This is a genomic window from Streptomyces sp. NPDC050085, from assembly GCF_044460595.1.
Taxonomy (GTDB): Bacteria; Actinomycetota; Actinomycetes; order Streptomycetales; family Streptomycetaceae; genus Streptomyces.
Genome location: NZ_JBITJZ010000020.1, coordinates 32,198 through 55,175, shown reverse-complemented (window position 1 = coordinate 55,175; position 22,978 = coordinate 32,198). Strand labels below are relative to the sequence as shown.

Here is a 22,978-nt window from a genome sequence, read left to right as displayed (position 1 = left end):
CTTCATAGATAGAGACCTTGAGTCGCTTCAGTCGCTTTTTGATGATCCACAACTCTGTGACCTGCAGCTTCGTGAAGCTACTTGGGCAGCTACCGAAATCCCTTCGGTAGCTGCCCAGTTGGGCGTCGGTCGCTGGTGCGCCGTGGCCGATCGAATCTTTGTTTTCCCATGAAGCTCTGAGGCCTCACAGGCTTCGCTACGCTGTCTTCGTCGCTCAGTCGCTTCGGTCGCTGACGGGGGGTGCTGATGGTCTCTGAGCTGCACAATTCACCCAGCTACTCACCCAGCTACTCACCGCAGGACGCTTCTCTTCCGCGAGGTCTCGCGATCGCGCGGTGGTGCGCCGCCCGGGGCTGGCCGGTGCATCCGCTGGCCCCTGGGCGCAAGACGCCCGCGGGCAACTGCGCCGCCTGCCGGGGTTCGGGGCACGGCTACCGGGAATGTCCGTGCGCGGTCGCGGGCCGGTGGTGCCACGGGTTCCACGCGGCCACGCTCGACTTCGCCAGGATCGAGCAGTGGTGGGGCGCCAATCCAGGCTTCGGCGTGGGCGTCGCGTGCGGTGCGGCGGGCCTGCTGGTCGTCGACATCGACGCGCACGCCCGTGAACTCCCGTCACGGGACCGGCTGTTGCCCGGGATAGGCATCTCCGAGAGCGTCGACCTCGCCGGGCTGAGCAACGGATTCCACACCCTCGGTGTGCTGGCCGCCCTGCGCGGCGCGGCCAGCCCCGCGCACGACGCGACCACGCTGCGCGTGCGCACGCCCTCTGGAGGCCTTCACGTGTGGTACCGGATGCACAGTGGGCACCGGTGGCAGTGCTCGACCGGATCGGGCGGCGGCCGCGCACTGGCCTGGCAGGTCGACGTACGCGCGCACGGCGGGTACATCGTCGCCCCGGGCACGGTCACCGAGGCGGGCGCGTACGAACCCGTGGGCACGGTCAGGGAACCCGCTCCGCTGCCCACCTGGCTCACCCGTGAGCTCCAGCGCACCGGACACCTGCCCCAGGCCTGCGCTCCCGCCTCCCCCCAGGCCCCGCCGCGGGCTCGTCAGGCCGTCGTCGCGGCCGGCGGCGGGTGCCGCCCCGCGCTGGCCGCGCTGGCCACCGTGCTGGCCGAGGTGGACGCCTGCGCCGTCGTCGCGGAGGGAGCAGGGTTCTCCGAGAAGCTCAACCGCGCCGCGTACACCGCGGGCGGTCTCGTCGCGGCCGGGCTGCTCGACGCCGACGAGGCGCACGCGATCCTCGCGGCGGCCGCCGCGAGCGCCCGCCCCGGGCAGCAGCGGCGCTGTGCCGCCATCATCCGCGGCGGTCTGCGCGCGGGGCTGCAGCGACCCCTGTCCCCGGGCACGGGGAGCCGCGGATGACCGCCGACGACCGGACCCTGTTCGACTTCGACGCCGAGGCCGTAGCCGCGCAGATCCTCGCCCGACCCGTGCAAACCACCGCCCTGCCACGGCAGTTGGACCGCAGCGAGGGTGCCCGGCAGGACGGGGGAGAGGCGAGCGCCGACGGGCTGCTGCCCGACTCGCTGTCCGACCGGGGCAACGCCAAGCTGTTCGCCAAGCTCTACGCCCAGGACTACCGGCACGTGCCCGGTCTCGGCTGGTGCCGGTGGGACGGCACCCGGTGGCAGATCGACGAGGACGACACCGTGCTGTGGGCCGCCGGTGACCTGGCCGAGGCCATCGCCAGCAGGGACCCGCGCGGCGTCCACAGCGAGAGCGCGCTGCAGCAGCACCGGCGCCGCGCCCTGAGCACCAGCGGCATCAACGCGATGCTCGCCCAGGCCAGGACGGCCCCCGGCATGGTGCTCAACGCGGCACTGCTGGACGCCGATCCCTACGCCCTGTGCACGCCCGGCGGCATCGTCGACCTGCGCACCGGGCTGATCCACGCGCCCGCCCCGGACAAGGACTTCCACTCCCGTTCCACGACGGTCGCCCCCGAGGCGATGTGCACGCCGCGCTGGGACCGGTTCCTCTCGGACACCTTCGGCGAGGGCCCCGACGGCCGGGAGATGATCGGCTTCCTGCATCTGCTGCTCGGGTACTCCATCACCGGTGACGTCGGTGCGCAGGTGCTGCCGTTCCTGTTCGGCTCCGGCAAGAACGGCAAGTCGGTGCTGCTCGACGTGGTGATGCGACTCGTCGGCGACTACGCGGACGCCGCCCCGCCCGGCTTCCTGATGGCCCGCCCCTACGAGGGCCACCCGACAGATCTCGCCGAATTGCACGGCCGCCGGGTCATCGTGTGCAGCGAGGTGAAGCCGGGGGACCGGTTCGACGAGGCACGGATCAAGCACCTGACGGGCGGCGACCGGATCAAGGCGCGGCGCATGCGGCAGGACTTCTTCAGCTTCCAACCCACCCACAAACTCTGGCTGTTGGGCAACCACAGGCCCGAAGTCGGCACCGGTGGCTTCGCGTTCTGGCGCCGGATGCGGCTGATCCCGTTCGAGCGGGTCGTCTCCGACCAGCGCAAGGTCGACAACCTGGCGGACATCCTCGTCAGCGAGGAGGGCCCGGGCATCCTCAACTGGCTTGTCAGCGGGGCCCGTCGCTATCTGGCGGGGGAGAAGAACCTGCTGGGCCCCGAGCGGGTGCGCATCGCCACCACGGCCTACGCGGAGACCGAGGACCACGTGGGGCGGTTTCTGGCCGAGTCCTGCCGCCTCGACCCGGGCCTGAGAGCCGAACAGGCCGGACTCTACGCGGCGTACAGGTCCTGGTGTCACAATGACGGTGCTCCGGCTGTCTCGTCCCGGTCGTTCGCGGCGCGGGTCCGCGAGGCGGTGGGACTGGAGTCTCCGAAGGAGATGATCCTGTCCAATCAGCGCAAGTACTATCCGGGCATCGGGTTGGCCGCCGACGAGGAGACAGCATGAGTGCCCTCATCGCCGAGGACGAGATCGCCCACGAGGCCGACCTGGTCTGGCTCGAGGACATCGACGGCCTGGACTACGTACGCCAGAGCCTGGACCGGCTGCCCACCCGCCGCGGCAAACCCGTCTACCACCGCGACGGCCGCATGGTCGGCTACGCGGTCCTCGGCCCCGGCGCCAAGCCCTCCCGCTCCTCCGGCACCTTCCGGCGCCGCGTCTTCTGGCTGCTCCCGCACGACCGGGACGCCGTTCCGGATGGGCTGTACACCACCGGGGCTCCGGCGGAGGCGGTGGACCCGCGGACGCTGGAGCCCGGGAGCAAGGGACGCAAGACCGAGCGGTCCGAGGGCGTCCCGCGGCGCCCTGCCACTCATTCCGCTTGAGCCGTAGAACGGCTCACCCCCGTCACCGACTGGCCAGTCGGTTTCTTCTTGACGGAAGTTGGTTTCCGCCCCTTGGTAGCGATGGTCCGGCTTCGCTCATCCCCAACGTAAAGGCAACGCCAGGAAAGGGATGAGTAAGGAAAAGAAAAAGTATTGTGTCGGCAAAGCGCCGAGAAATCCCACACCTCTGTGGCAATGCAGGACGACCGTCCGCACTGATCAATTACGCCCGACTCTTGAGTGAATTTCTAGCAGCCGTCGAGCGGGCCGGAGATCCGTGCGGTGAAGACGTCCTGATCGTTCTGCCGGCCGACCACTTGAACGCCCGCGGTGCCCGGCTCCGCGGTGGGTTCGAGCGACGCCTCGATCCAGCACGGAGCGTCGAACTCGGCGTACCGCAGGAACTCCGCGCGCAGGTGGGACGGCGTGAGCCGGAGCGGTTGGGCGAGCGCGCAGGCGGCCTGACGTGCGGCTTCCATCAGGACCATGCCCGGGAGATGGTCGGCGTCGTGGTCGAACAGGATCGGGTGCCGGGGGTCAGGGTCGACCAGCCAGCGTCCGGGCTGCTCGGTGGGTGCGAGCACCACGTCGAAGGGGAGCACCCTGCCGAGCGCCGACGGCGCCTCGGACCCGACGGGATGGAGTCGGCGCGTATGTCGGACTTTTGACATCGAGCCACGCACGCGCTGGTAGGTCGCGGGAGCTATGCAGGTGAAGCTGCTGCGGCCGACGGCGCAGGGAATCCCGTCGCGCTCCATGACGACCTGCAGGGTGAACCCTGAGAGGCGTTCTCCTTTCCACTTGATGTCGGTGCACTCGCCGGTCACGGTCAGCTCGCTGGGAGTCGGGCCGATGACCAGCTGCTCCGTGTAGGTCGTGGCCTCCATGTCCCACAGCAGAAAGTGGTGGCCGAGGGGTACGCCGAACTCCGCGTGAGCCAGGTAGAGCCCGACCTGCCGAATGGTCTCCACCGCCTGCATGTGATCGTGCTGGGTGCCATCGGTGCTGGTGAAGAAGGTGTGGGCGCGAGGCCACTGGCCGGAGAGCGTGAAGCGGGTCTCGTCCAGCCGCTCGCAGCCGCTGAGGAAGACCTCCGCCAGGCTCCAGCGGTGGACGTACTCGCGCGGCACCGTCGTGGTGAGCCGCGGCATATCGGCTATATGTGGCACAACAGGGCGTTTGACCACCTGTGCCTGCGTGGAGCGGTCTTCCTCTGGGAACGTCAGAAGGGTCACCTTTGTCTCCGTTTCGTCGGCGAAATGGAACCGGGGAAAGACCGTGCAGATATCGTAAGATACGAACCTACCGGTTTTCTTTTCAAGCCCCTTCTTCTGTTGGATCTAGTCGTGCACCGTGATGCCGGTGTTGCTCGATTTCGTCAGCGATCTCCGGAGAAACGGCAGTTAGCATTCCGCTCCCGAGGATTACGGAGCGGTGCGCGAGCTCGGTCTTGATCAGCGGGTGGGAAGGGAGGGGCTTCACGGAAGGCGCTCGTCTCTGGTAATAATAAACCGGCTTTGCGGTTTTGTTCGTGCGCGTAAAGGTCCTACTGGCCCACCCCCACCTGGGAGACAGTGATGTCCGCAGCACAGTGTCCGTACGCGATCGATCCGTCCGGAACCGACGTCGGGGCGGAGGCCGACGCCCTCCGGCTGCGCGGACCGGTCACCCCGGTGGAGTTGCCGGGAGGCGTGCGGGCCTGGGCAGCGACGGAGCCGGCGGTGATCAAACAGCTGCTCACCGACCCGCGGATCTCCAAGGACGCCTACCGGCACTGGCCCGCGTGGATCAACGGTGAGATAGCCCAGACCTGGCCGCTGGCCATCTGGGTCTCCGTGCAGAACATGTTCACCGCCTACGGTGACGAGCACCGACGCCTGCGCAGGCTGATGACTTCGGCGTTCACCGCACGCCGGGTCTCCCTGCTGCGTCCGCGGATCGGGCAGATCGTGGCCGCCCTGATCGAGGACCTCGCGGCACAGGCGCCCGGCGTGCCGCAGGATCTGCGCAGCCGGTTCGCCGCACCGCTGCCCAGTGAAGTGGTGGTCGAGCTGTTCGGCGTACCGGAGCCCTTCCTCAAGGACCTGTGGGAGATCGCCGACAAGATGTTCTCCACGGCCCTGTCGCTAGAGGAGGCCCAGCTCAACCAGCAGGCCCTGTACGAGCTCATGGACGAGCTGATCGCCCACAAGCGCCGTACGCCGGACGAGGACCTGACCAGCGCGCTCCTGGCCGCAGCCGATGACGAGAGCGGTACGAGGCTGAGCGACAAGGAGCTGACCGACAGTCTCGTTCTGCTCCTCACTGCGGGGTACGAGACCACGGTCAATGCCTTGTGCAACACGGCAGCCCTGTTGTTGTCCCACCCCGACCAACTCGAGTTGATCCGCAACGGCAAGGCGAGTTGGGGGGACGCCCTCGACGAGTCGCTGAGGCTGATGGCGCCGGGCGCGAACGTGCTGCTGCGCTACGCGATCGAGGACGTGTCCGTCAACGACGTCGTCATCGGGCAGGGCGACCCCGTGGTCATCTCACTGGTGGCGGCCGGACGGGATTCCAAGGGGCACGGGCCCGACGCCGATCGGTTCGACGTCACTCGGGCGAGTCGCGGTGATCATCTCGCTTTCGGCCACGGCCCGCACCGCTGCATGGGGGCGCCGCTGGCGCGGCTCGAGGTGGAGGTGGGCCTCGAGGCACTGTTCACCCGGTTCCCCGACATGTCCCTCGCGGTGAGCCAGGACGCTCTGCGCCCGTTGGAGTCGTTCATCTCCCACAGCTACCGCGAACTGCCGGTGCTGCTCGAGAGGTCTCCGTCCTGATCCGTCAACTTCCGGTACCAGGGCAGGAATTGCGGAAGGTTCCGGGACGGCTCCTGTCCCGGGTCCAAGGACAGTAGGTCCCAGATCGAGTCGCTGAGGAACCAGTGATCGCTCGACAGCATGTCGAGGTGGTGCTGAGCGACAGGCGAACCGGTGGCCCGTTCCCTCGCCTCGTCGTAGGTCAGGGAACGGGCCCCGCGCATGTGAAGAAGCTCCTGGGCGAGGGAGACGAGGGCCGAACCGGACAGGGGGACCGGGTGGTTGACGTGATGGGCGCCGGCCGTGTCCTGCTCGGACAGGGCTGCCTCGACCGCGACGTCCGCCAGCGTGCGGGCGTCGACGGCGGAGTGCATCGACGAGCACAGCACCGGTGCCTGAAGGTGCCGCAGGAGTGCGACGAGCCCGGGAACCACCCAACGGTCGCCCGTGCCGTAGACCAGATGGGGCCGCAGCACCGTGCCACCTGCCGCCAGTACGTGCGCCTCGGCGGCGGCCCGACTGCGACTGGTGGCGGAGGCCGGTCGCAGCGCCAGGGCGGAGACGTCGCTACGGCGGTGGGGGCCACGGCCGTAGACGGCGGCGGTACTCACATAGACGATCCGGCGGACACCGTGGCGCCGGGCGTCCGCCACCAACGCCTCGGTCCCACGGGCGTTGGCTCGATCCAGAGCCTCCGCGTCGCCTCTGATGAGGGAGGCGCAGTGCACCACTGCGTCGACGTCCCTGCACACACCGGACAAGGAGTCGGAACGCGTCAGGTCGGCGTGGACGATGTCGACCTGTGCAGGAGCGGTGAGATTCGGTGGGCGACGGTGGTGAATCAGCCGAATTGGGAACTCCGCTTTCCTGAGGGCAGCGGAGACGACATGGTGGCCGATGAAGCCGCTTGCGCCGGTGACCAGTAGGCGACGTGACATGGGGCACCCCTCCGGACGGTGTGGTGGACACGTAGGAATGAGCTATACGCCCTGTGGTGGATCGTCGGCCGGGCTTGTGAATATACGGACTACCTGGTTTGGTTCTAGAAGTCGCAGAACATTTTGCGACAGACAGGAACGATCTCTGGAGGGTTCGTGGTGCGACAGGAGCGTGCGGTGCGCACCCGGCGCGCGATCTTGGAGGCGGCGGCCGAGGTTTTCGACGAGAACGGCTACCAGGCCGCCACGATCGGTGAAGTCCTGAACCGTGCCGGCGTGACCAAGGGCGCGCTCTACTTTCACTTCCCGTCCAAACAGGCGCTGGCTCAGGGTGTCCTCGACGAGCAGTTCCGGGGCGCGGGGGTGGTGCCCCAGGCGGTCAAGCTGCAGGAACTCGTGGACATGGCACTCGCCCTGGCCCACCGCATGCGACACGACCCCCTCGCGAGTGCGTCGGCCAGACTCGCTCTCGAAATGCAGATGACGGAGATCTTCGGCACCGGGAACACCACCATCTGGCTCAAGGTCGTGGAGGACGTGCTCCGCGAGGCCGCCGAGCAGGGAGAGCTGCTTCCTCATGTCGACCCGGCCGAATCCGCCTGGGTCTTCTCCGCAGCCTGGACCGGCGCCCAGGTCTATTCGCACATGCTGTCGGGTCGGGCTGATCTGGAGTACCGGATCTCGTCGCTCTTCCTGCATCTGCTGCCGAGCATCGCCGTGCCCGCGGTCCTGAACACGCTGGACTGCAGGCCGCAGAGGGCGGCCGAGGTGGCCGAGGCGGGCCAGCGTCTGGCCGCGGAGGAAGCGGAGAGAGCCGAGGCTGCAGCCTCGGCCGTCTGACGCCTGACCAGAAGCGTTCGGGCGTCATCGCGGGTGGCCGCTGCTGCCGTGGGCTTCCGCCGTCCTCGTCGGCATTTCTCCGACGTTCCCGAACCCGGCTGGTCCTGGTCTGTCGTTGGTGCGTCCGCGTGTGGAACTCTCCCCATAGAACAAACCGCCTATGCGGTTTATGTGTATCCTGGAAAAGGTGCACTCCTCGTCTCTCTTGGGCGAACCGAAGCTCTCTCGTCCCCTCCGCCTTTCGGCCGAAGCGCGATGGGACGAATGCGAAGTCTTAAATAAACCGCGCGTGCGGTCTTTTGAGGGGCGGTCTTGATGGTCAAGCAGGTCCGGGCGGCGCGCACGCGCGAGGCCCTGATCCGCGCAGCGGCGGATGTTTTCGCCGAAGACGGATACGCACTCGCCTCGTTGCCGTCGATCAGCAGGCGGGCGGGTGTGAGTACCGGCGCCCTGCACTTCCACTTCGCGAGCAAGGACGTGCTCGCCGGCGAGGTGGAGACCGCGGCCGCCGCGACGGCCGCGCGGTTGGCCGAAAGATTTCGGTCCGACGGTACGCCGTTGCAGTCGCTCCTCGACGTCTGCTCCGGCCTGCTCCACGCCCTCGCGGACGACCCCGTGGTCCGTGCCGGGTTCCGGCTGAGCGCCGATCCGTCCCGCAAGGCCGGAACCGAACTCCTTGACTGGTGGCACCGCCGGGTGAGCGCGCTCGTCGTCGAGGCCCAGCGCGCGGGCGAACTCGATCGGAGCGTCTCGGTGGACGCGGCCACGACGGTGCTCGTGTCCTCCACCGTGGGCTTCGGGCTGCTCGGTGCGGTGGACCGGTCCTGGCTCTCGGCCGGGCGGGTCGAGCCGCTGTGGTCCTTCCTCGTGCCCCATCTCGCGGCGTCGCCCCACCGGGTGCTGGCGCCGGTGGCCACCGGGGCGCAGGGGAGCAGTAAGTAAAACCGCGCGTATGGTTTGTTAATGAGTTGGCCAAGCTTGATCATGGAGGGCTCTGACCTGGTTCTTTTGCTGCGTCGCGGCAGTCGGCCAACGATTGTCCGTCCGCGGTTTCCGTTGACAAACCGCACGCGCTGTTTTTTGCTGGTGGTACGGAGAACTGATACGAGCTTCGCCACCGGCGGGAGACGGTATGGACAGCGACATATTCGGCAGGCTTGCCGTGCGGGTGAACGGGATCTCCATCACGCCGACCGCACCCAAGCCGCGCCAGGTGCTCGCCCTCCTGGTCCTGCACGCCGACCGGTTCGTGCCCGCCGAGATGCTCGTCGAGGAGCTGTGGGGACAGCACCCCCCGTGCAGCTCCCGGCCGACCCTGCAGACGTACATCCTGCAACTGCGCGAACTGATCACCGCCGCCCTGCGCCTCGACCCTCCCGACACCCCGCGCAGGACCGCCAAGGACGTGCTGCTCACCCTGCCCGGTGGCTATCTGCTGAAGACCGAGGGCGGTGTGCACACGGTGCCCGAGTTCAAGCGGCTGATCGGCATGGGGCACCGGGCGATGGACGCCGAGGACCACCAGGCGGCCGGGAAGCTGCTGAGCGAGGCCCTGGCGCTGTGGACCGGGCCGCCGCTGCCGGAGGTCTCGCCCGGCGTGCACCTCGGGCAGGAGATCAAGAAGCTCGAGGAGCACCGGCTGTGCGCCCTGGACCGGCGGGTCGACGTCGACCTGCGGCTCGGCCGGCACCGTGAACTGCTCGCCGAGCTGTCCGTCCTGGTCAGCCGGTACCCGCAGCACGAGAGCCTGTGCGGCCAGTACATGGTGGCGCTGCACAGGTCGGGGCGGCGCAGCGAAGCCCTCGATGCCTACCGGCAGTTGAGGGACACCCTGGTGCGCACCCTCGGCATCGAACCCTCCGCGGACCTGGCCCAGCTGCAGCAGTCCATCCTGCGCGCGGGCACCGGCGTCGTCCCGCGGCCCCGCGCGCACAGGTCGGACCCCCGGGTCGGCCTCAAGCCGGACTCCAGGGGGGCCCCGCATCCTTGACCGGGGTCGGAGAGGGGACCGTTCATGTCGTCACAGCGGGTGCACGCGGCTGAGCACGCGGTAGGCGTAGCGGCCCCGGCAGGTGTCGTGTACGGCCTGCTCGCCGACGCGGTCCGCTGGCCGGTGCTCTTTCCCTCGTACGTCCATGTCGAGCGCATGGACCATGACGGCACCGAGGAACGGCTCCACCTGTGGGATCTGGCGCAGGGCCGGGTACGGCCGCTGCGCGTGCGGCGCCGGCTGCGCCCGCGCACCAGGACCATCGAGACCGAGCGGCTCGACCCGGTCACTCCGGGCGCCACGACCAGCGGACTGTGGCGGGTGACGCCGGACGGCGACCGCTGCGTACTGAGCCTGAGCAGGGAGCACGATCCGCTCCCGCTGTTCGGGGCGTCGCCCGAGACGGACGACAGCGCCCTGGACGCCGAGGTCAGGACCAGGCTCGACGAGGTCAAGGCCGTGGCCGAGCGCTGGACGGCGCTCGATCAACTGCTGGTCGCGTTCGAGGACAGCATCCGTGTGTCGGGGCCGCACGAACTCGTCTACGACTTCTTCCACCGCATCCAGGACTGGCCCGACCTGGTCCCGCACATGGACTGGGCCGAGGTCGAGGAGGACATCCCGGGCGTGCAGGTCGCCCGCCTCGGCAGCTGCGACTGGGACGGCGGCTCGGCGGCCGTCTCGCGGGCCGTGCGGCTGTGCTTCCCGTCCGCGGGGCGCGTCGTCCACAAGGACCTCATCGGGCCGGGCCTCGGCGAGGCGACCGACCGGCCCGATCTGTCCTGGCTGCTCGCCGGACACACCACCGAGTGGTCCGTACTGCCCGCCCCGACGGGGACGACCGTGGTCTGTTCGCACGCCGTGATGCTGAAGGAAGCGGCCGTCGATCCGGTCCTCGGGGCCGGCGCCACCCTCGCCGACGCGCGCCACGAGGTGCGGGCCGGCCTGGGGCAGGCGAGCCGCGAGGTACTCGGCCTGGCCAAGTGGCACGCGGAGAGCGCACTCCGCCGCGTCGGATGACTCGGCCTGCCGTGACGGCGGTGACGACCGGGAGGAACGGCCCGATGGATCGGACCGGGCAGGGCTCGATCCTGCGCCAGGGGGGTGCGGTCCCGACGGCCGGGGCGGCCGGGACCCGGCTGCCCGCCGACGTCGTCGCGCGCGCGTGGCAGCTGGAGGAACTGCTCGGCGACCCGCGCGACCCCGCCAACCACCGTGGATACGAGGCCCTGGCCGGCCCCGGGACCCCGGGGCCCGTGGCGCTGCGCGAGCGGATCGCGGCCGAGTTCCTGCCGCGGTCCAAGGGCGGCCACTTCGCCAGCGCCTATCTGTCGGCGCCGGGGCTGCGGCCCCTGCTGCGCCGCGATCCGGCGCTCGGCCACGCCGTCGCCACCGCGATCCTGTTCTCCTCGGACGGGGCCGACGCCCCGGTGCTGCCGCAGGCCGTGGACCTGGCCCGGCTGCTCGCCCCCGTGGCGCTGAGCGCGGCGGTCGGCACGGCGCTGCGCTGTGCGGTGCGGGCCGTGGTGTGGGGCGAGGAGAACGGGGCGCGCTGGCGGCTTTCCCTCGCGGGCGCCTTCGCCGATCTGCTCGCCTGCGAGAGCCTGTTGACGGTCGCGCTGCGCACCCTGAGCCTGCCGCCCGACACGGGCCGGCTGGTGCGGGCCGCCGCGGGCTACGTCGTACCGGGGCTGCTCGCCGAGGTGCTGGACGAGGTCACCCTCACCCTGTCCGAGTGCGGGCACGGCGTCGGCGATCACGAGATGCAGCTGTGCGCGAAGGCGGTGGGCGACATGGCCTACGTACGGGAGGCGGCGGGGACCGCGACGACGTGCAGGACCGAGTTGACGAGCCACGTGCCCGCGTTCGCCGAAGCAAGTGCCGTGAGCGCGGCGGCCGGTGGCGGCGGTGGCGTGGCGAGCGAGGCCCTGTTCGGCGAGGCCGAGGAGCATGACGCGGCCGTGTCCGTCGACTGCGCGGGCGCTCTGCTCGGCGTGCTCGCCGACACGGCGGCCAGGGTCGGCGAGGGCAGCACCTCGGAGCCGGCCCACGATCTGGCCAGAGTGGCCAGGCGGCTGCTCACCGAGTACCGGCTGCTCGGCCGGCCCGGCAGGGGCGCGGCCCGCACCGGGCTCGCGGCGGGGCCCGCGCTGGTCGACCGGTACGCGCAGATCGTGCTGGCCTGCGCGGTACTCGGCGTGCACCGGGGTGCGGCGGCGCCCGGCGGCAGCGGCTTCCTGGCCCGGCCGGCGTGGGCGCTGCTCGCGCTGTCCCGGACCACTCAGCGGCTCGGCGTCACCTCGGCGGGTCCGGTCCAGGATCCGCGCACGGACGTCGCGGCGGAGCTGGAGGCCCGGGAGTGGCAGAACATCGACTGCGATCTGCACGCCACCCGGATGCCGTGGTGAGCGGGCGGCACGCGATGGGGGCGGACATGACGGAGTCGCTGGAGATGACGGAGCCGCTGTACGTGGCCTGCCCGGACGGTCCGTGGGCCGAGGTGCAGAACCGATTCCGTGCGACGGGGTGGGCCGTGGTGCACACGACGTGGGGTGCCTGGGCGCCCACCGCGCTGCTCGACCCCGCGCTGCCCCGGCTGCTCGACCGCGACTGGCCGCGCTACCGCCAGTACCCCAACGCCGAGCAGCGCCTCGGCTTCGCCGCCTCGCGCTACGTCATGAAGTACACCGCCGCCGCGGCCCTCGAGGTCGGCGTCGACGAGATCGACCTCGTCTACCAGCCCGGCGGGCGGCCCGGGGTGCGCGGCCACGACAGCCTCTCGCTGAGCCTCGCGCACACCGACGAACTCCTGGTGGTCGGGGTGAGCTGCACCGGCCCGGTCGGGGTGGACGCCGAACTGGCCGACCGCGACATCTCGTTCGACCTGATGAGCGGCCACGTGTGCACGCCGGAGGAGTCGGCGGAGCTGTCCGCCCTCCCCGTCTCCGAGCGCCGGTCCCGGCTGCTGCGCCTGTGGACGCTCAAGGAGGCGTACACCAAGGCGCTCGGCTACGGGCTGCGGCGCCGCTTCAGCCAGATCGGCTTCGAGCGCGACGGGACCGGTGCGCCCGCGCTGTCCGGAGCGGTCGCGGACGCCGGGGCCTGGGAGTTCCGTACGCATCGCGTCCAGGACCGGTACCTGGTGAGCGAGGCCCATCGCAGCGATGTGGCAGCCGGGGCGGTCCCGCCGGACGGCGGCGCCTGGAGCGGGTCATGACCAGCCCCCGGTCCTTCGAGGACGACCTGCTGTGCGTGGTGTCCCTGCCCGGCGCCGTGCGGCGGGGCGAGAGCCATGTGCTCGATCTGTGCGGGCCGTTGACGGCGTCCGAGGCAGAGCGGGTGGCGGCGCGGGCCGCGATCCGGCACCGGGCGTTCGGCGTGCAGCTCGAACGGCACGCCGCCGACCACCACACCCTCTCCCTCGTCCCGCACGACACCTCGGGCCCGTCCCACGACCCGGTGCCCGAACTGCTCGCCGAGGTGCTGCTCGTGCCGCCCGGCGGTGAACCGGTGCCCGTCCTCGGGGCGCAGCGGGCCGCCGTGCGCGCGGCCGTGCGCGAGCAGGACGATCCCGGCCGCCACGTCGAACAAGTGGTGTGGCGCTGGGCGGGCCACCTGGACCTGCTGCGCTTCGTCGCCGCCTGGCAGTCGGTCGTCGAGCGCGAGTCCGTCCTGCGCACCAGCCCCGACTGGGTCGCCGTTCCCCGACTGGTGGTGCACCCGCACGCCACGGTCGACGTGACCCGTCACTCCGCGCTCAAGCAGTCCTGGGGCGAACTGCTCGAGCAGGACCGGGACCGCGGCTTCGACCTGCACCGGCCCGCCCTGCTGCGCCTCACGCTGCTCGACGAGCCCCTGCCCGGCGAGGAGGGGGCCCGGCGGTCCACGCGGATCCTGCTGACCTATCACCGGGCGCTGCTCGACGAGCGGTCCGTGCACCTGTTGCTGCGCGCCTTCTACCGCGCCTACCTGTCGGGCGGGGTGCTGCCCGGTGGCGAGCGCAGGCCCGACGTACGCGACCACGCGCGCTGGCTGGCCGCGCGGCCGACCGGGGCCGCGCGGGCGTTCTGGGCCGGTGCGGTGCCGCCGCCGGGCACCGGGCTCAGCCCCGGCAGGCCCGGGAAGGACACCGGGCAGCAGGGCAGTGCCCGGGTGCGGCGCCGGCTGCGTCGGGCGCAGACCGTCCGTCTGCGGGCCTGGGCCGCGGACTGGGGCATCGGCGAGAGCAGCGCACTGCACCTCGTGTGGGCCCTGCTGCTGTACCGGGCGACCGGTGTGAGCGGGCCGGGGCGGGTCGGGTTCGGGGTGCATCTGGCGGGGCGGGACATCGCGCTGCCCGGGGCGGCCGACGCGCCGGGGCTGCTGGGGTGCGTGATGCCGCTGACCGTCACGGTCGACCCGGAGGCGCCCGTACGGGCCCTGGCGCTCCAACTGCGCAACGCCGTACTGGACATGGCGGCCTACCCCTGGGTCGACGACGAGCTCCTGCGGTGGTCCGGCAGCGCCTCGCCCGAGCACAGCGTCGACACCGCGCTCGTCTTCGACAGCGTCCCCGAGCAGCCCAGGGCGCTGCGCGGGGAACTCGCCGCGCAGGGCGTCCGCGTCGACCCGCCGATCCTCGCCGGTGGTGGCACGAGTCATGCGGTCACGCTCGTCGCGCGGCACGAGCCCGACGGGAGCCTCGGTCTTACCGCCCTGTACGACCGTGCGGTGCTCCGCGACATGCACGCGGCGCGCACGCTCGCGCACGTCGTACGGATGCTGTGCGGCCTGGCGGACTTCCCCGACCCGAACACCACGGTCGCCCAGATCCTCGAGGTCCTGGACGGCGCGGACGTGCCCAGCGTCGCGTCCCGGCCGCCCGGGGCGAGCCCGCCGGAACTGACCACGCTGCGCCCCGGGGAGCCCGGCGCGGACGTCATCTGCCTGGTCGCGGACTCGGGCGTGGTGCCGCGCGCCTACGAACGCTTCGCCGGCCGGCACAACGGCCCCGAGCACGTCGTGGAATGGCGCTGCCGGGGCCCCCGGCGCACGCTGCCGCCCGAACTCGTCGAAGTGCTGGGCGGCGCGCGGCTGTTGCTGTGCGGCAGCGGTCCCGGCGCGCTGACGGCGTACGAAATCGCCGCGACCGCCGCACTCGGCCACGACGTCGTGGTCGTGATGACGGGCACGGGGAGCGCGGACGCGGGTGCGAGTGCGTTGGCCGCGGGGCTGAGGTCGGTGTTGGCGGGGAGCGTCTGAGGTTGCCGGGGCTGGGTCATGGGGCGGCTCGTGGGCCGGGTGGTGGGACGGGGCGGGACCTGGGCGGCTGCGAGGGGGACGGCGGGGCGGGTTGTGGGCCGGGCCGCGGTCCCGGACCCGGGGTCGACCCCGGCCTCGGCATCGGCTCCGGCCTCGGCTCCGGCCTCGGCATCGATCGCGAGCCGGTCCAGGGGCCGGGCTCGTGCTGGTCGTGGTCCTGGGCCGTGCATCGGCTGCGTGCTGGGTCGTGAGTCGGGCTGTGCATCGGCCGCGGGTCCCGGACTCGGGCCCAGCATCGAGCATGAACCGGGCCGGGGGCCGGGTTGCGTGCCGGGTTGTGGTCCTGGGCCGTGCATCGGCTGCGCGGTGGGCCGTGAGTTGGACTACGTGTCGGTATTGGGCTGGGCCGTGGTCCCGGACCGGCGTCGAGCACGAACCGGGTCATGACTCGGGCCATGAATCGGCCGCGCGGTGGGCTGCGTACCGGTATTGGGCTGGGCCGTGGTCCCGGGCCATGCACCGGGCGCGTGCTGGGCTGCGTACCGGTATTGGGCTGGGCCGTGGTCCTGGGCCATGCACCGGGCGCGTGCTGGGCTGCGTACCGGTATTGGGCTGGGCCGTGGTCCTGGGCCATGAATCGGCCGCGCGGTGGGCTGCGTACCGGTATTGCGCTGGGCCGTGGTCCCGGACCGGCATCGAGCACGAACCGGGTCACGACTCGGGCCATGAATCGGCCGCGCGCTGGGCGGCTTTCCGGGCACGTACTCGGTCGTGAGCTGGGCGGTGAGCCGGGCCACGTCCCGGGTCGTGTGTCGGCCGTGCGCTGGACCACATTCGGGACCAGGACTCGGGCCAGGACTCGGGCCAGGACTCGGGCCAGGACTCGGGCCAGGACTCGGGCCAGGACTCGGGCCAGGACTCGGGCCAGGACTCGGGCCAGGACTCGGGCCAGGACCCGGACCAAGACTCGGAGCAGGACCCGGGCCAGGACCCGGGCCAGGACCCGGGCCAGGACCCGGACCAGGACCCGGACCAAGACTCGGACCCGGACCCGGACCCGGACCCGGACCAAGACCCGGACCAAGACCCGGACCAAGACCCGGACTCGGGCCAGGACCCGGGCCAGGACCCGGGCCAGGACCCGGGCCAGGACCAGGACTCGGGCCAGGACTCGGGCCAGGACCAGGACCCGGACCCGGACCAAGACCCGGACCAAGACCCGGACCAAGACCCGGACCAAGACCCGGACCAAGACCCGGACCAAGACCCGGACCAAGACCCGGACCAGGACCCGGGCCGCGCAAGTCGGACCACACGCGTCGGACCACCCGTCCGACACGAGTCGGACCACGCATCGCACGCGAGTAGCAAGCGAGTTGGGCGCGAGGTGGGCGCGAGTTGGGCGCGAGTTGGGCCACGGCCGGACCACGGATCCGGCCGTCGTCCGCCCCGCGAATCGGCCATGATCCGCACCCTGAATCAGCCATGCGGCGGGTCGCAACCCAGGTTCGAGCAAGGTGAGAGTGCTTCTCCACCGGGCTGAACGACCGTGGCCGGGAAGCCGGAGGAGGCCCCATGACGGACACGGGCATCGTCGAACCCCTCGCACCGCGCGACGTCATACGCGTCGAGCGCGGCACGGCCAGCGCGGAGGAGCTGGCGGCCCTTCTCGTGGTGCTGCTCGGGCTGCGTGCGCAGTCCGAGCAGGAGCTCGAGGAACAGGCCGGTGCGCACAAGCGGCGGTGGCGAGGGCCCGAGGCGTACCAGGCGCCCGGCAGCTGGAAGTGACGGGGGCTCGGTTCCCCGTCCCAGGAAGGGGATTGGACTGACATGACTGCGATAACTTCCCCCGTGCTTGCCGAGCCGGCGGCGGGCGACATCCGCGGCCGCGTCGCCGAGCTGGACGCGATCCGTGCGGAGGCACTGGCCGGGCCGAGCGAGAGGGCGACGCAGGCGCAGCACGCCAAGGGCAAGCTGACGGCGCGCGAGCGCATCGAACTGCTCCTGGACCCGGGCTCGTTCAACGAGGTCGAGCAGCTGCGCCGGCACCGCGCGGTGGGTTTCGGGCTCGAGGCGAAGAAGCCGTACACCGACGGTGTCATCACCGGGTGGGGCACGGTCGAGGGGCGGACCGTCTTCGTCTACGCGCACGACTTCCGGATCTTCGGTGGTGCGCTGGGTGAGGCCCATGCCACGAAGATCCACAAGATCATGGACATGGCCATCGCGGCCGGTGCGCCGCTGGTCTCCCTCAACGACGGCGCCGGTGCCCGTATTCAGGAGGGCGTCAGCGCGCTCGCGGGCTACGGCGGCATCTTCCAGCGCAACACCAAGGCCAGCGGGGTGATCCCGCAGATCAGCGTGATGCTGGGCCCGTGCGCGGGTGGCGCGGCGTACTCGCCCGCCCTGACGGACTTCGTCTTCATGGTGCGTGAGACCTCGCAGATGTTCATCACCGGCCCGGACGTCGTGAAGACGGTCACCGGCGAGGAGATCACCCAGAACGGCCTCGGCGGCGCCGACGTGCACGCGCAGACCAGTGGCGTCGCGCACTTCGCGTACGACGACGAGGAGACCTGCATCCACGAGGTCCGCTACCTGCTGTCGCTGCTCCCGCAGAACAACCGCGAGAACCCGCCCCGCGTCGAGCCCGACGACCAGCCGGACCGGCGCAGCGACGCGCTCCTGGACCTGGTGCCGCTGGACGGCTCGCGCCCGTACGACATGGCCAAGGTCATCGAGGAGCTCGTCGACGGCGGCGACTACCTCGAGGTCCACGAGCGCTGGGCCCGCAACATCATCTGCGCCCTGGCCCGTCTCGACGGCCAGGTCGTCGGCATCGTCGCCAACCAACCCCAGACCCTGGCCGGGGTGTTGGACATCGAGGCGAGCGAAAAGGCCGCGCGCTTCGTGCAGATGTGCGACGCCTTCAACATCCCGATCCTCACCCTCCTCGACGTCCCGGGCTTCCTGCCGGGTGTCGCCCAGGAGCACGGCGGGATCATCCGGCACGGCGCGAAGCTGCTGTACGCGTACTGCAACGCCACCGTGCCGCGCATCTCGCTCATCCTGCGCAAGGCGTACGGCGGCGCGTACATCGTGATGGACAGTCAGTCCATCGGCGCCGACCTCACCTTCGCCTGGCCGACCAACGAGATCGCCGTGATGGGCGCCGAGGGCGCGGCCAACGTGATCTTCCGCCGGCAGATCGCCGAGGCCGAGGACCCGGAGGCCATGCGGGTGCGCATGGTCAAGGAGTACAAGGCCGAGCTCATGCACCCCTACTATGCGGCCGAGCGCGGCCTCGTCGACGACGTCATCGACCCCGCCGCCACCCGCGAGGTGCTCATCAAGTCGCTGGCGATGCTCCGCACCAAGCACGCCGACCTGCCGTCCCGTAAGCACGGCAATCCCCCGCAGTAAGGAAAGGGTCAAGAAAACAGCCTGCTTGGTTGCTTTCTAGGCGCAGTTGAGGCGAACGGATCGGTCATAGCGACCGATTTGTTCGCCTTTTCCGCGTCGGGAGCCGCTCAGGAGTAGGTAGTGCCGCACTGGAGGGCTGTTGACAAACCGCTCGTGCTGTTTTTTACTCGAGAAGCTTGATACGGCAAGAGCTCGGGGAGGCGGCGGCGTGGACATCGAGGTTCTGGGGGCGTTGGAGGTGCGGGAGAACGGGGTGTCCATCACCCCGACCGCACCCAAACCGCGCAAGGTCCTGGCGCTGCTGGCCCTCCACATCGACCAGGTGGTTCCCCTGTCGGTGATCATCGAGGAGCTGTGGGGCGGCACCCCGCCGCGCAGCGCACGGACGACACTGCAGACCTACGTGCTCCAGCTGCGCGACCTCATCGCCACGGCCCTGTTGAAGGACCCCGAGGACACCCCGCCGCGCACGCCCAAGGACGTACTCGTGACGGCGCCGGGCGGATACATGCTGGTCGGCGGCGAAGGCGTCAACGACGTGCGGGAGTTCGAGCGGCTGGCGGGCACGGGCTACCGGGCCATGGACGCCGGCGACTTCCCCAAGGCCGCCGCCGCGCTGCGCGAGGCGCTCGACCTGTGGACCGGGACCGCCTTCGCGGGCATACAGCTCGGCGCGCAGCTGTCCATGGAGGTCAAGCGGCTCGAGGAGAGCCGGCTGTGCGCCCTGGACCAGCGCATCGAGGCCGACCTGCGCCTCGGGCACCACCGCGAACTCCTCGCCGAACTCACGGTGTTGGTCAGCCGCTACCGCACCCACGAGAACCTGCACGCCCAGTTCATGATCGCCCTCTACCGCTCGGGGCGGCGCGGCGAGGCCCTGGGCATCTACCGCAGGCTGCGCACCACGCTCGTACAGGAGCTCGGTCTCGAACCCTCGGCCCGGCTGATCCGGCTGCACAAGTCCCTGCTGGCCGTCTCCGGCGAGGGCGTGCGCGCGGTGGGGGAGGACCCGGGACTCTCCCCGTCCACCCTGGGCACCGTGCCGATCGGCTGACGGGCGCCGGGAGGAGACACCTGTGACGAAGAGTGATCCGCGCGGGCCCGGGCAGGACGGCCTGCCCGCCACCGAGTCCGCGGCGCTCGCCGCCTGCACGGCGGTCCTGGCCGAGATGCTGGAGCTCGCGCCGGAGGCCGTCGATCCCGAACGGCCCTTCCAGGCCCTCGGGTTCGACTCCATGCTGAACGTCGCGTTCACCTCGGCCCTCAACCAGCGCTACGGCACCCGCATCGGCCCCGCCGACCTGCTCGAGTACACGACCCTGCGGGCGCTCGTACGGCACGTGGTGGGGGAGGGGGACGCCGCCGGGTATCCCGCTGGGTATCCCGCCGGGCCTGCCTCCGGGTACGCCACCGGGGGCATCCCGGGGAACACCGCCTCGCCCGCGGCGCCGTCGCCGTCGCCGCGCTCCACCGTGGGCCGCACCCTCGTCCTCGGCGAACTGCGGCGTCAGCTCGCCGGGTTGCTGCACCACACGCCCGAGGACATCGACGCCGAGCGGGCCTTCGCCGAGCTCGGGCTCGACTCGGTGCTCGCCGCCGAGTTCATCGCGGGCGTCAACCACACCTACGGACTGGCCGAACCGGCCTCCGTCCTCCACGACCACCGAAGCCTGGCCGCCCTGGCCGCCCATCTCGCCTCCCTCGTCCCCGTCGCTCCCCGGACGGCCGGGGACCTGGAGACGCTGCTCGACGCGGTACGCGACGACGTGCTCAGCGTCGAGGAGGCAGTGGCGCTGCTGGGGTCCCGCGCCTGACGGGACGGATAACGCAGCGTCATGGACAACCGGCAGATACTCACCCGCTACAAGGACGGCGTGCTCGAGCGCGAGCACGCGCTCGCGCTGCTGCGCGGAGCGCTGTTCACGGCGCCGCCCGAGTCCGGCGAGCGCACGACAGGCGTGGCCGGGCCGGACCCCCGCCCCGGGGCCGGCCCGGCCCGATCCGCCGTACCCGCCGTACCCGCGTCAACCGCCTTGTCCCCCGCGCCTGTTGAGCCCGTCGCCCCCGTGGTCGCGGACGGTTGCGCCGTCATCGGGGTCGCCGGGCGCTACCCGGGCGCCGAGGACGTGGACGCCTTCTGGCACGGCGTGCTCCAGGCCAGGGACACCGGGTCCGCGGCGCCGGGGCACCTCATCGCGGACCCCGACGCGTTCGACCCGCAGCTCTTCGGCCTCACCGAGGAGGAGGCCGCCGCGGCCGATCCGCGCGAGCGGCTGCTCCTCGAGGCCGCCTGGGACGTACTCGAACGCTGCGGCCACACCGGCGCACGGCTGCGGGAGTTGACCGCGGCCGACGGCGCGGAGCGCAGCCTCGGCGTGTACGTCGCGGCCGGCCGGACCCTGCCCCCCGCCGACGGGGCAGGGCCGGACCGGGACGCGTACGGCAGCCCCTGGCGGATGGCCGACCGGCTCGCGCACCTGCTCGACCTGCGCGGTCCCAGCTGCACCGTCGACACCGCGGAGTCCTCCTTCCTGACCGCCGTGCACCAGGCGCTCGGCGCCCTGGCCGCGGGGGAGTGCGCGGTCGCCCTCGTCGCCGCCGCCGACCTGGGCCCGCGCCCCGCCCGGCGGGCCGGGGACGGCGAGGCGGTCGGCGCCGTCCTGCTCAAACCGCTCGCCGCGGCGCGCGCGGACGGGGACCTGGTGCATGCCGTCATCCGCTCAAGTGCCGTCGTCCAGCGGGGCCGTGGCGGAGCCGAAGCGGCCGAGGACCGGCTGCTGCGTGCCGCCGCGCACCGCACGGGTCTCAGCCCGGGCGACATCTCGCTGTGGGAGACCCCGCAGTCGGTGGCCCGCTGCGTCGGTGACGCCGGTGCGGCCACCGGTGCCGCCGCGCTGACCCGGGCCGTGCTGCAGCTGCACCACGGCACCCTCGCGCCGAACCTGCCCGGGGCCGACGCGATGCCGTGGGTGCCGAGCGGGGACGACGGGGCCCCGGTGTGCCGCCGGGCCGCGGTCACCGTGCACGGCAGCGGCGGGGTGTGCGCGCAACTGATCGTCGAGGAGCCCGGTGAGGGCGCCGCCGCCGACGTCGTGCCGCGGCGTGCCGAGGGCAGGACCCGGGCCGAGGGCGAACAGCTGGTGCTGCTCTCGGCGCCGACCCCGCGTCATCTGACCGCCACCGCCCGGCAGTTGGCCCGGTGGGCGGCCGCGCTGCAGGACGCGGGCAAGACCGGGCCGACGCCCGCCGAGGTCGCCGCGGAGCTGCGCACCGGCCGGGCCGCGGGACCCTGCCGGCTCGCGGTGGCCGTCCGCGACCTCGCCCAACTCACCTCCCTGCTCAAAGAGTTCGGCCGCCAGGAGAAGGAGGGGGCGGACTCCGGTGCGGTGCGCGGCGTCGATCTGCGCGGCCGCGAGGACGAACCCCCGCTGATCGAGGACGTTCCCGAGACCCGCGCCTACGTCCGCGCCCTGTGGCAGGCGGGGCGCAACGAACAACTGGCCCGGCTGTGGCTGGCCGGCGTCGACGTGGGCGCCGAGGCCCCGCCGCCGCCGCGCGTGGTGCGGCTGCCCGGCACGGCCGTACTGCGCCGGCCGCTGGGCCCCTCGGGCGCCGGGAGCGAGCGGTGAGCGCCTCACAGCCCGCCCCACAGCCCGCCGCGGGGCCGGGTGCCGCGCCCGGGGTGAAGCTGTGGCTGTGCGCCAACGAGGACCTGCCGGACGGCATCGCCACGGTGCTCGCCACGCACTGGCTCGACGGGCAGGAGAAGGAGACCGCGGACCGGTTCATGTTCGAGCGCGACCGACGGCAGTACGTGGTGGCGCACACCCTCGTGCGGCGGGCGCTGGCGATGGAGGTCGGCCTCGTCGAACCCGAGCTGCTGATCTGGCGCTCGCCCAAGGGCAGGCCCTCGCTGCAGTACCCGGCGGGCGGACTGCCGCGCGGCGGGCCGGAGTTGGACTTCAACCTGTCGCACGCGGGCGGCTACAACCTGCTCGGCGTCGTGCGCCGCCAGCGCATCGGGGTCGACATCGAGCGGCTCGACCGGGACGCCAAGTCCCTCGAGACCATCGCGCGTACGTACTCGCCCGGGGAGCAGACCTGGATAGGTCAGGCGCGCTCCTCGGGGCCGTGGCAGCGCCGGGTGCTGCGGCTGTGGACGCTGAAGGAGGCGTACACCAAGGCACGCGGTCTCGGCCTCGGCCTGGACTTCGACTCCTTCGCCTTCACCCTCGCCGACGACCAGGGCGTACTCGGCTTCCAGGCGCCCCCTGACGACACCGAGGGCGCCTGGACGTTCGTCGAGCTGGAGCCGGTGCCCGGCGTGCTCGTCGCCGTCGCGATCCAGGCCGACCAGGGTCCGCTGCCGGGCCTCGAACTGTTCCACGGGTTTCCCTGGAAGCGTTCCGCGCCACTGACGCTGACGCTGCCCGAGCCGGTGCGCGACAGCGGAAACGGCCTGCTCGTCTCCTGACACCGGTCC

The 22,978-nt window shown here is 71.6% G+C and carries 19 protein-coding genes; 17 read left to right on the top strand and 2 right to left on the bottom strand.

Going from position 1 to position 22,978, the window contains the following annotated elements; genetic code table 11:
* Positions 1-360 precede the first annotated feature (360 nt).
* The 3 genes from ACIBUY_RS39260 to ACIBUY_RS39250 are packed head-to-tail and all read left to right on the top strand — an operon-like array spanning position 361 to position 3,265.
* Entirely contained in the window at positions 361-1,365 is a 1,005-nt protein-coding gene (locus tag ACIBUY_RS39260; RefSeq protein WP_399155246.1) for a bifunctional DNA primase/polymerase, read from the top strand.
* Positions 1,362-2,885 (top strand): phage/plasmid primase, P4 family, encoded by a 1,524-nt coding sequence (locus tag ACIBUY_RS39255; protein WP_399155213.1) that lies wholly within the window; start codon positions 1,362-1,364, stop codon positions 2,883-2,885. The genes ACIBUY_RS39260 and ACIBUY_RS39255 overlap by 4 nt, the downstream gene beginning before the upstream one ends.
* On the top strand, positions 2,882-3,265 hold the full coding sequence (locus ACIBUY_RS39250) for a DUF6009 family protein (RefSeq protein WP_365573370.1): 384 nt from the start codon (positions 2,882-2,884) through the stop codon (positions 3,263-3,265). Before ACIBUY_RS39255 ends, ACIBUY_RS39250 begins: the two co-directional genes overlap by 4 nt.
* A 248-nt stretch (positions 3,266-3,513) precedes the next feature.
* On the opposite strand, the gene ACIBUY_RS39245 is transcribed toward ACIBUY_RS39250, so the two are convergent.
* The gene (locus ACIBUY_RS39245) at positions 3,514-4,500 is read right to left on the bottom strand and encodes a ScbA/BarX family gamma-butyrolactone biosynthesis protein (protein ID WP_399155212.1); all 987 of its coding nucleotides are present in this window, start codon (positions 4,498-4,500) and stop codon (positions 3,514-3,516) included.
* A gap of 342 nt (positions 4,501-4,842) precedes the next feature.
* Here ACIBUY_RS39245 and ACIBUY_RS39240 point away from each other — a divergent pair, with 342 nt between their 5' ends.
* Complete coding sequence (locus tag ACIBUY_RS39240) at positions 4,843-6,084, top strand: cytochrome P450 (protein ID WP_399155211.1); 1,242 nt, start codon at positions 4,843-4,845, stop codon at positions 6,082-6,084.
* On the opposite strand, the gene ACIBUY_RS39235 is transcribed toward ACIBUY_RS39240, so the two are convergent.
* A complete protein-coding gene (locus tag ACIBUY_RS39235; protein WP_365573379.1) occupies positions 6,042-7,001 on the bottom strand; it encodes an NAD(P)-dependent oxidoreductase in 960 nt (319 codons plus the stop codon). The genes ACIBUY_RS39240 and ACIBUY_RS39235 overlap by 43 nt on opposite strands.
* A 156-nt stretch (positions 7,002-7,157) precedes the next feature.
* Here ACIBUY_RS39235 and ACIBUY_RS39230 point away from each other — a divergent pair, with 156 nt between their 5' ends.
* The 13 genes from ACIBUY_RS39230 (at position 7,158) to ACIBUY_RS39170 (ending at position 22,969) form a co-directional block, all read left to right on the top strand.
* Complete coding sequence (locus ACIBUY_RS39230; RefSeq protein ID WP_366078559.1) at positions 7,158-7,841, top strand: ScbR family autoregulator-binding transcription factor; 684 nt, start codon at positions 7,158-7,160, stop codon at positions 7,839-7,841.
* A gap of 315 nt (positions 7,842-8,156) precedes the next feature.
* On the top strand, positions 8,157-8,783 hold the full coding sequence (locus ACIBUY_RS39225) for a ScbR family autoregulator-binding transcription factor (RefSeq protein ID WP_365573385.1): 627 nt from the start codon (positions 8,157-8,159) through the stop codon (positions 8,781-8,783).
* A 190-nt stretch (positions 8,784-8,973) separates the two neighbouring features.
* Complete coding sequence (locus ACIBUY_RS39220) at positions 8,974-9,831, top strand: AfsR/SARP family transcriptional regulator (protein WP_365573388.1); 858 nt, start codon at positions 8,974-8,976, stop codon at positions 9,829-9,831.
* Between the two features lie 24 nt (positions 9,832-9,855).
* On the top strand, positions 9,856-10,851 hold the full coding sequence (locus ACIBUY_RS39215) for an SRPBCC family protein (protein ID WP_365573391.1): 996 nt from the start codon (positions 9,856-9,858) through the stop codon (positions 10,849-10,851).
* A 44-nt stretch (positions 10,852-10,895) separates the two neighbouring features.
* Positions 10,896-12,239, top strand: coding sequence for a hypothetical protein (locus tag ACIBUY_RS39210; protein WP_399155210.1), 1,344 nt, complete (start codon positions 10,896-10,898; stop codon positions 12,237-12,239).
* Positions 12,240-12,265: 26 nt separating this feature from the next.
* Positions 12,266-13,048 carry a 4'-phosphopantetheinyl transferase superfamily protein gene (locus ACIBUY_RS39205; protein ID WP_399155209.1) on the top strand — a complete coding sequence of 261 codons (783 nt, stop codon included), beginning with the start codon at positions 12,266-12,268 and terminating at the stop codon, positions 13,046-13,048.
* Complete coding sequence (locus ACIBUY_RS39200) at positions 13,045-15,072, top strand: condensation domain-containing protein (RefSeq protein WP_365573400.1); 2,028 nt, start codon at positions 13,045-13,047, stop codon at positions 15,070-15,072. The genes ACIBUY_RS39205 and ACIBUY_RS39200 overlap by 4 nt, the downstream gene beginning before the upstream one ends.
* Positions 15,073-16,647: 1,575 nt before the next feature.
* Complete coding sequence (locus ACIBUY_RS39195) at positions 16,648-16,860, top strand: acyl-CoA carboxylase epsilon subunit (protein WP_365573405.1); 213 nt, start codon at positions 16,648-16,650, stop codon at positions 16,858-16,860.
* 42 nt (positions 16,861-16,902) lie between these two features.
* Positions 16,903-18,495: an acyl-CoA carboxylase subunit beta gene (locus tag ACIBUY_RS39190; protein WP_399155208.1), complete on the top strand. Its 1,593-nt coding sequence runs from the start codon at positions 16,903-16,905 to the stop codon at positions 18,493-18,495.
* Between the two features lie 208 nt (positions 18,496-18,703).
* A complete protein-coding gene (locus ACIBUY_RS39185) occupies positions 18,704-19,549 on the top strand; it encodes an AfsR/SARP family transcriptional regulator (protein WP_365573410.1) in 846 nt (281 codons plus the stop codon).
* A gap of 22 nt (positions 19,550-19,571) precedes the next feature.
* Entirely contained in the window at positions 19,572-20,309 is a 738-nt protein-coding gene (locus ACIBUY_RS39180; RefSeq protein ID WP_399155207.1) for a phosphopantetheine-binding protein, read from the top strand.
* A 21-nt stretch (positions 20,310-20,330) separates the two neighbouring features.
* Positions 20,331-22,124 carry a polyketide synthase gene (locus ACIBUY_RS39175; protein ID WP_399155206.1) on the top strand — a complete coding sequence of 598 codons (1,794 nt, stop codon included), beginning with the start codon at positions 20,331-20,333 and terminating at the stop codon, positions 22,122-22,124.
* The gene (locus tag ACIBUY_RS39170; protein ID WP_365573419.1) at positions 22,121-22,969 is read left to right on the top strand and encodes a 4'-phosphopantetheinyl transferase superfamily protein; all 849 of its coding nucleotides are present in this window, start codon (positions 22,121-22,123) and stop codon (positions 22,967-22,969) included. The genes ACIBUY_RS39175 and ACIBUY_RS39170 overlap by 4 nt, the downstream gene beginning before the upstream one ends.
* Positions 22,970-22,978: the final 9 nt, after the last annotated feature.

What these genes read in the sequence shown, in the direction of transcription:
- ACIBUY_RS39255 (WP_399155213.1), top strand. Translation starts at nt 1,362, where the DNA reads ATGACCGCCGACGACCGGACCCTGTTCGACTTCGACGCCGAGGCCGTA.
- ACIBUY_RS39250 (WP_365573370.1), top strand. Translation starts at nt 2,882, where the DNA reads ATGAGTGCCCTCATCGCCGAGGACGAGATCGCCCACGAGGCCGACCTG.
- ACIBUY_RS39240 (WP_399155211.1), top strand. Translation starts at nt 4,843, where the DNA reads ATGTCCGCAGCACAGTGTCCGTACGCGATCGATCCGTCCGGAACCGAC.
- ACIBUY_RS39235 (WP_365573379.1), bottom strand. Translation starts at nt 7,001, where the DNA reads ATGTCACGTCGCCTACTGGTCACCGGCGCAAGCGGCTTCATCGGCCAC.
- ACIBUY_RS39225 (WP_365573385.1), top strand. Translation starts at nt 8,157, where the DNA reads ATGGTCAAGCAGGTCCGGGCGGCGCGCACGCGCGAGGCCCTGATCCGC.
- ACIBUY_RS39220 (WP_365573388.1), top strand. Translation starts at nt 8,974, where the DNA reads ATGGACAGCGACATATTCGGCAGGCTTGCCGTGCGGGTGAACGGGATC.
- ACIBUY_RS39215 (WP_365573391.1), top strand. Translation starts at nt 9,856, where the DNA reads ATGTCGTCACAGCGGGTGCACGCGGCTGAGCACGCGGTAGGCGTAGCG.
- ACIBUY_RS39210 (WP_399155210.1), top strand. Translation starts at nt 10,896, where the DNA reads ATGGATCGGACCGGGCAGGGCTCGATCCTGCGCCAGGGGGGTGCGGTC.
- ACIBUY_RS39205 (WP_399155209.1), top strand. Translation starts at nt 12,266, where the DNA reads ATGACGGAGTCGCTGGAGATGACGGAGCCGCTGTACGTGGCCTGCCCG.
- ACIBUY_RS39200 (WP_365573400.1), top strand. Translation starts at nt 13,045, where the DNA reads ATGACCAGCCCCCGGTCCTTCGAGGACGACCTGCTGTGCGTGGTGTCC.
- ACIBUY_RS39195 (WP_365573405.1), top strand. Translation starts at nt 16,648, where the DNA reads ATGACGGACACGGGCATCGTCGAACCCCTCGCACCGCGCGACGTCATA.
- ACIBUY_RS39190 (WP_399155208.1), top strand. Translation starts at nt 16,903, where the DNA reads ATGACTGCGATAACTTCCCCCGTGCTTGCCGAGCCGGCGGCGGGCGAC.
- ACIBUY_RS39175 (WP_399155206.1), top strand. Translation starts at nt 20,331, where the DNA reads ATGGACAACCGGCAGATACTCACCCGCTACAAGGACGGCGTGCTCGAG.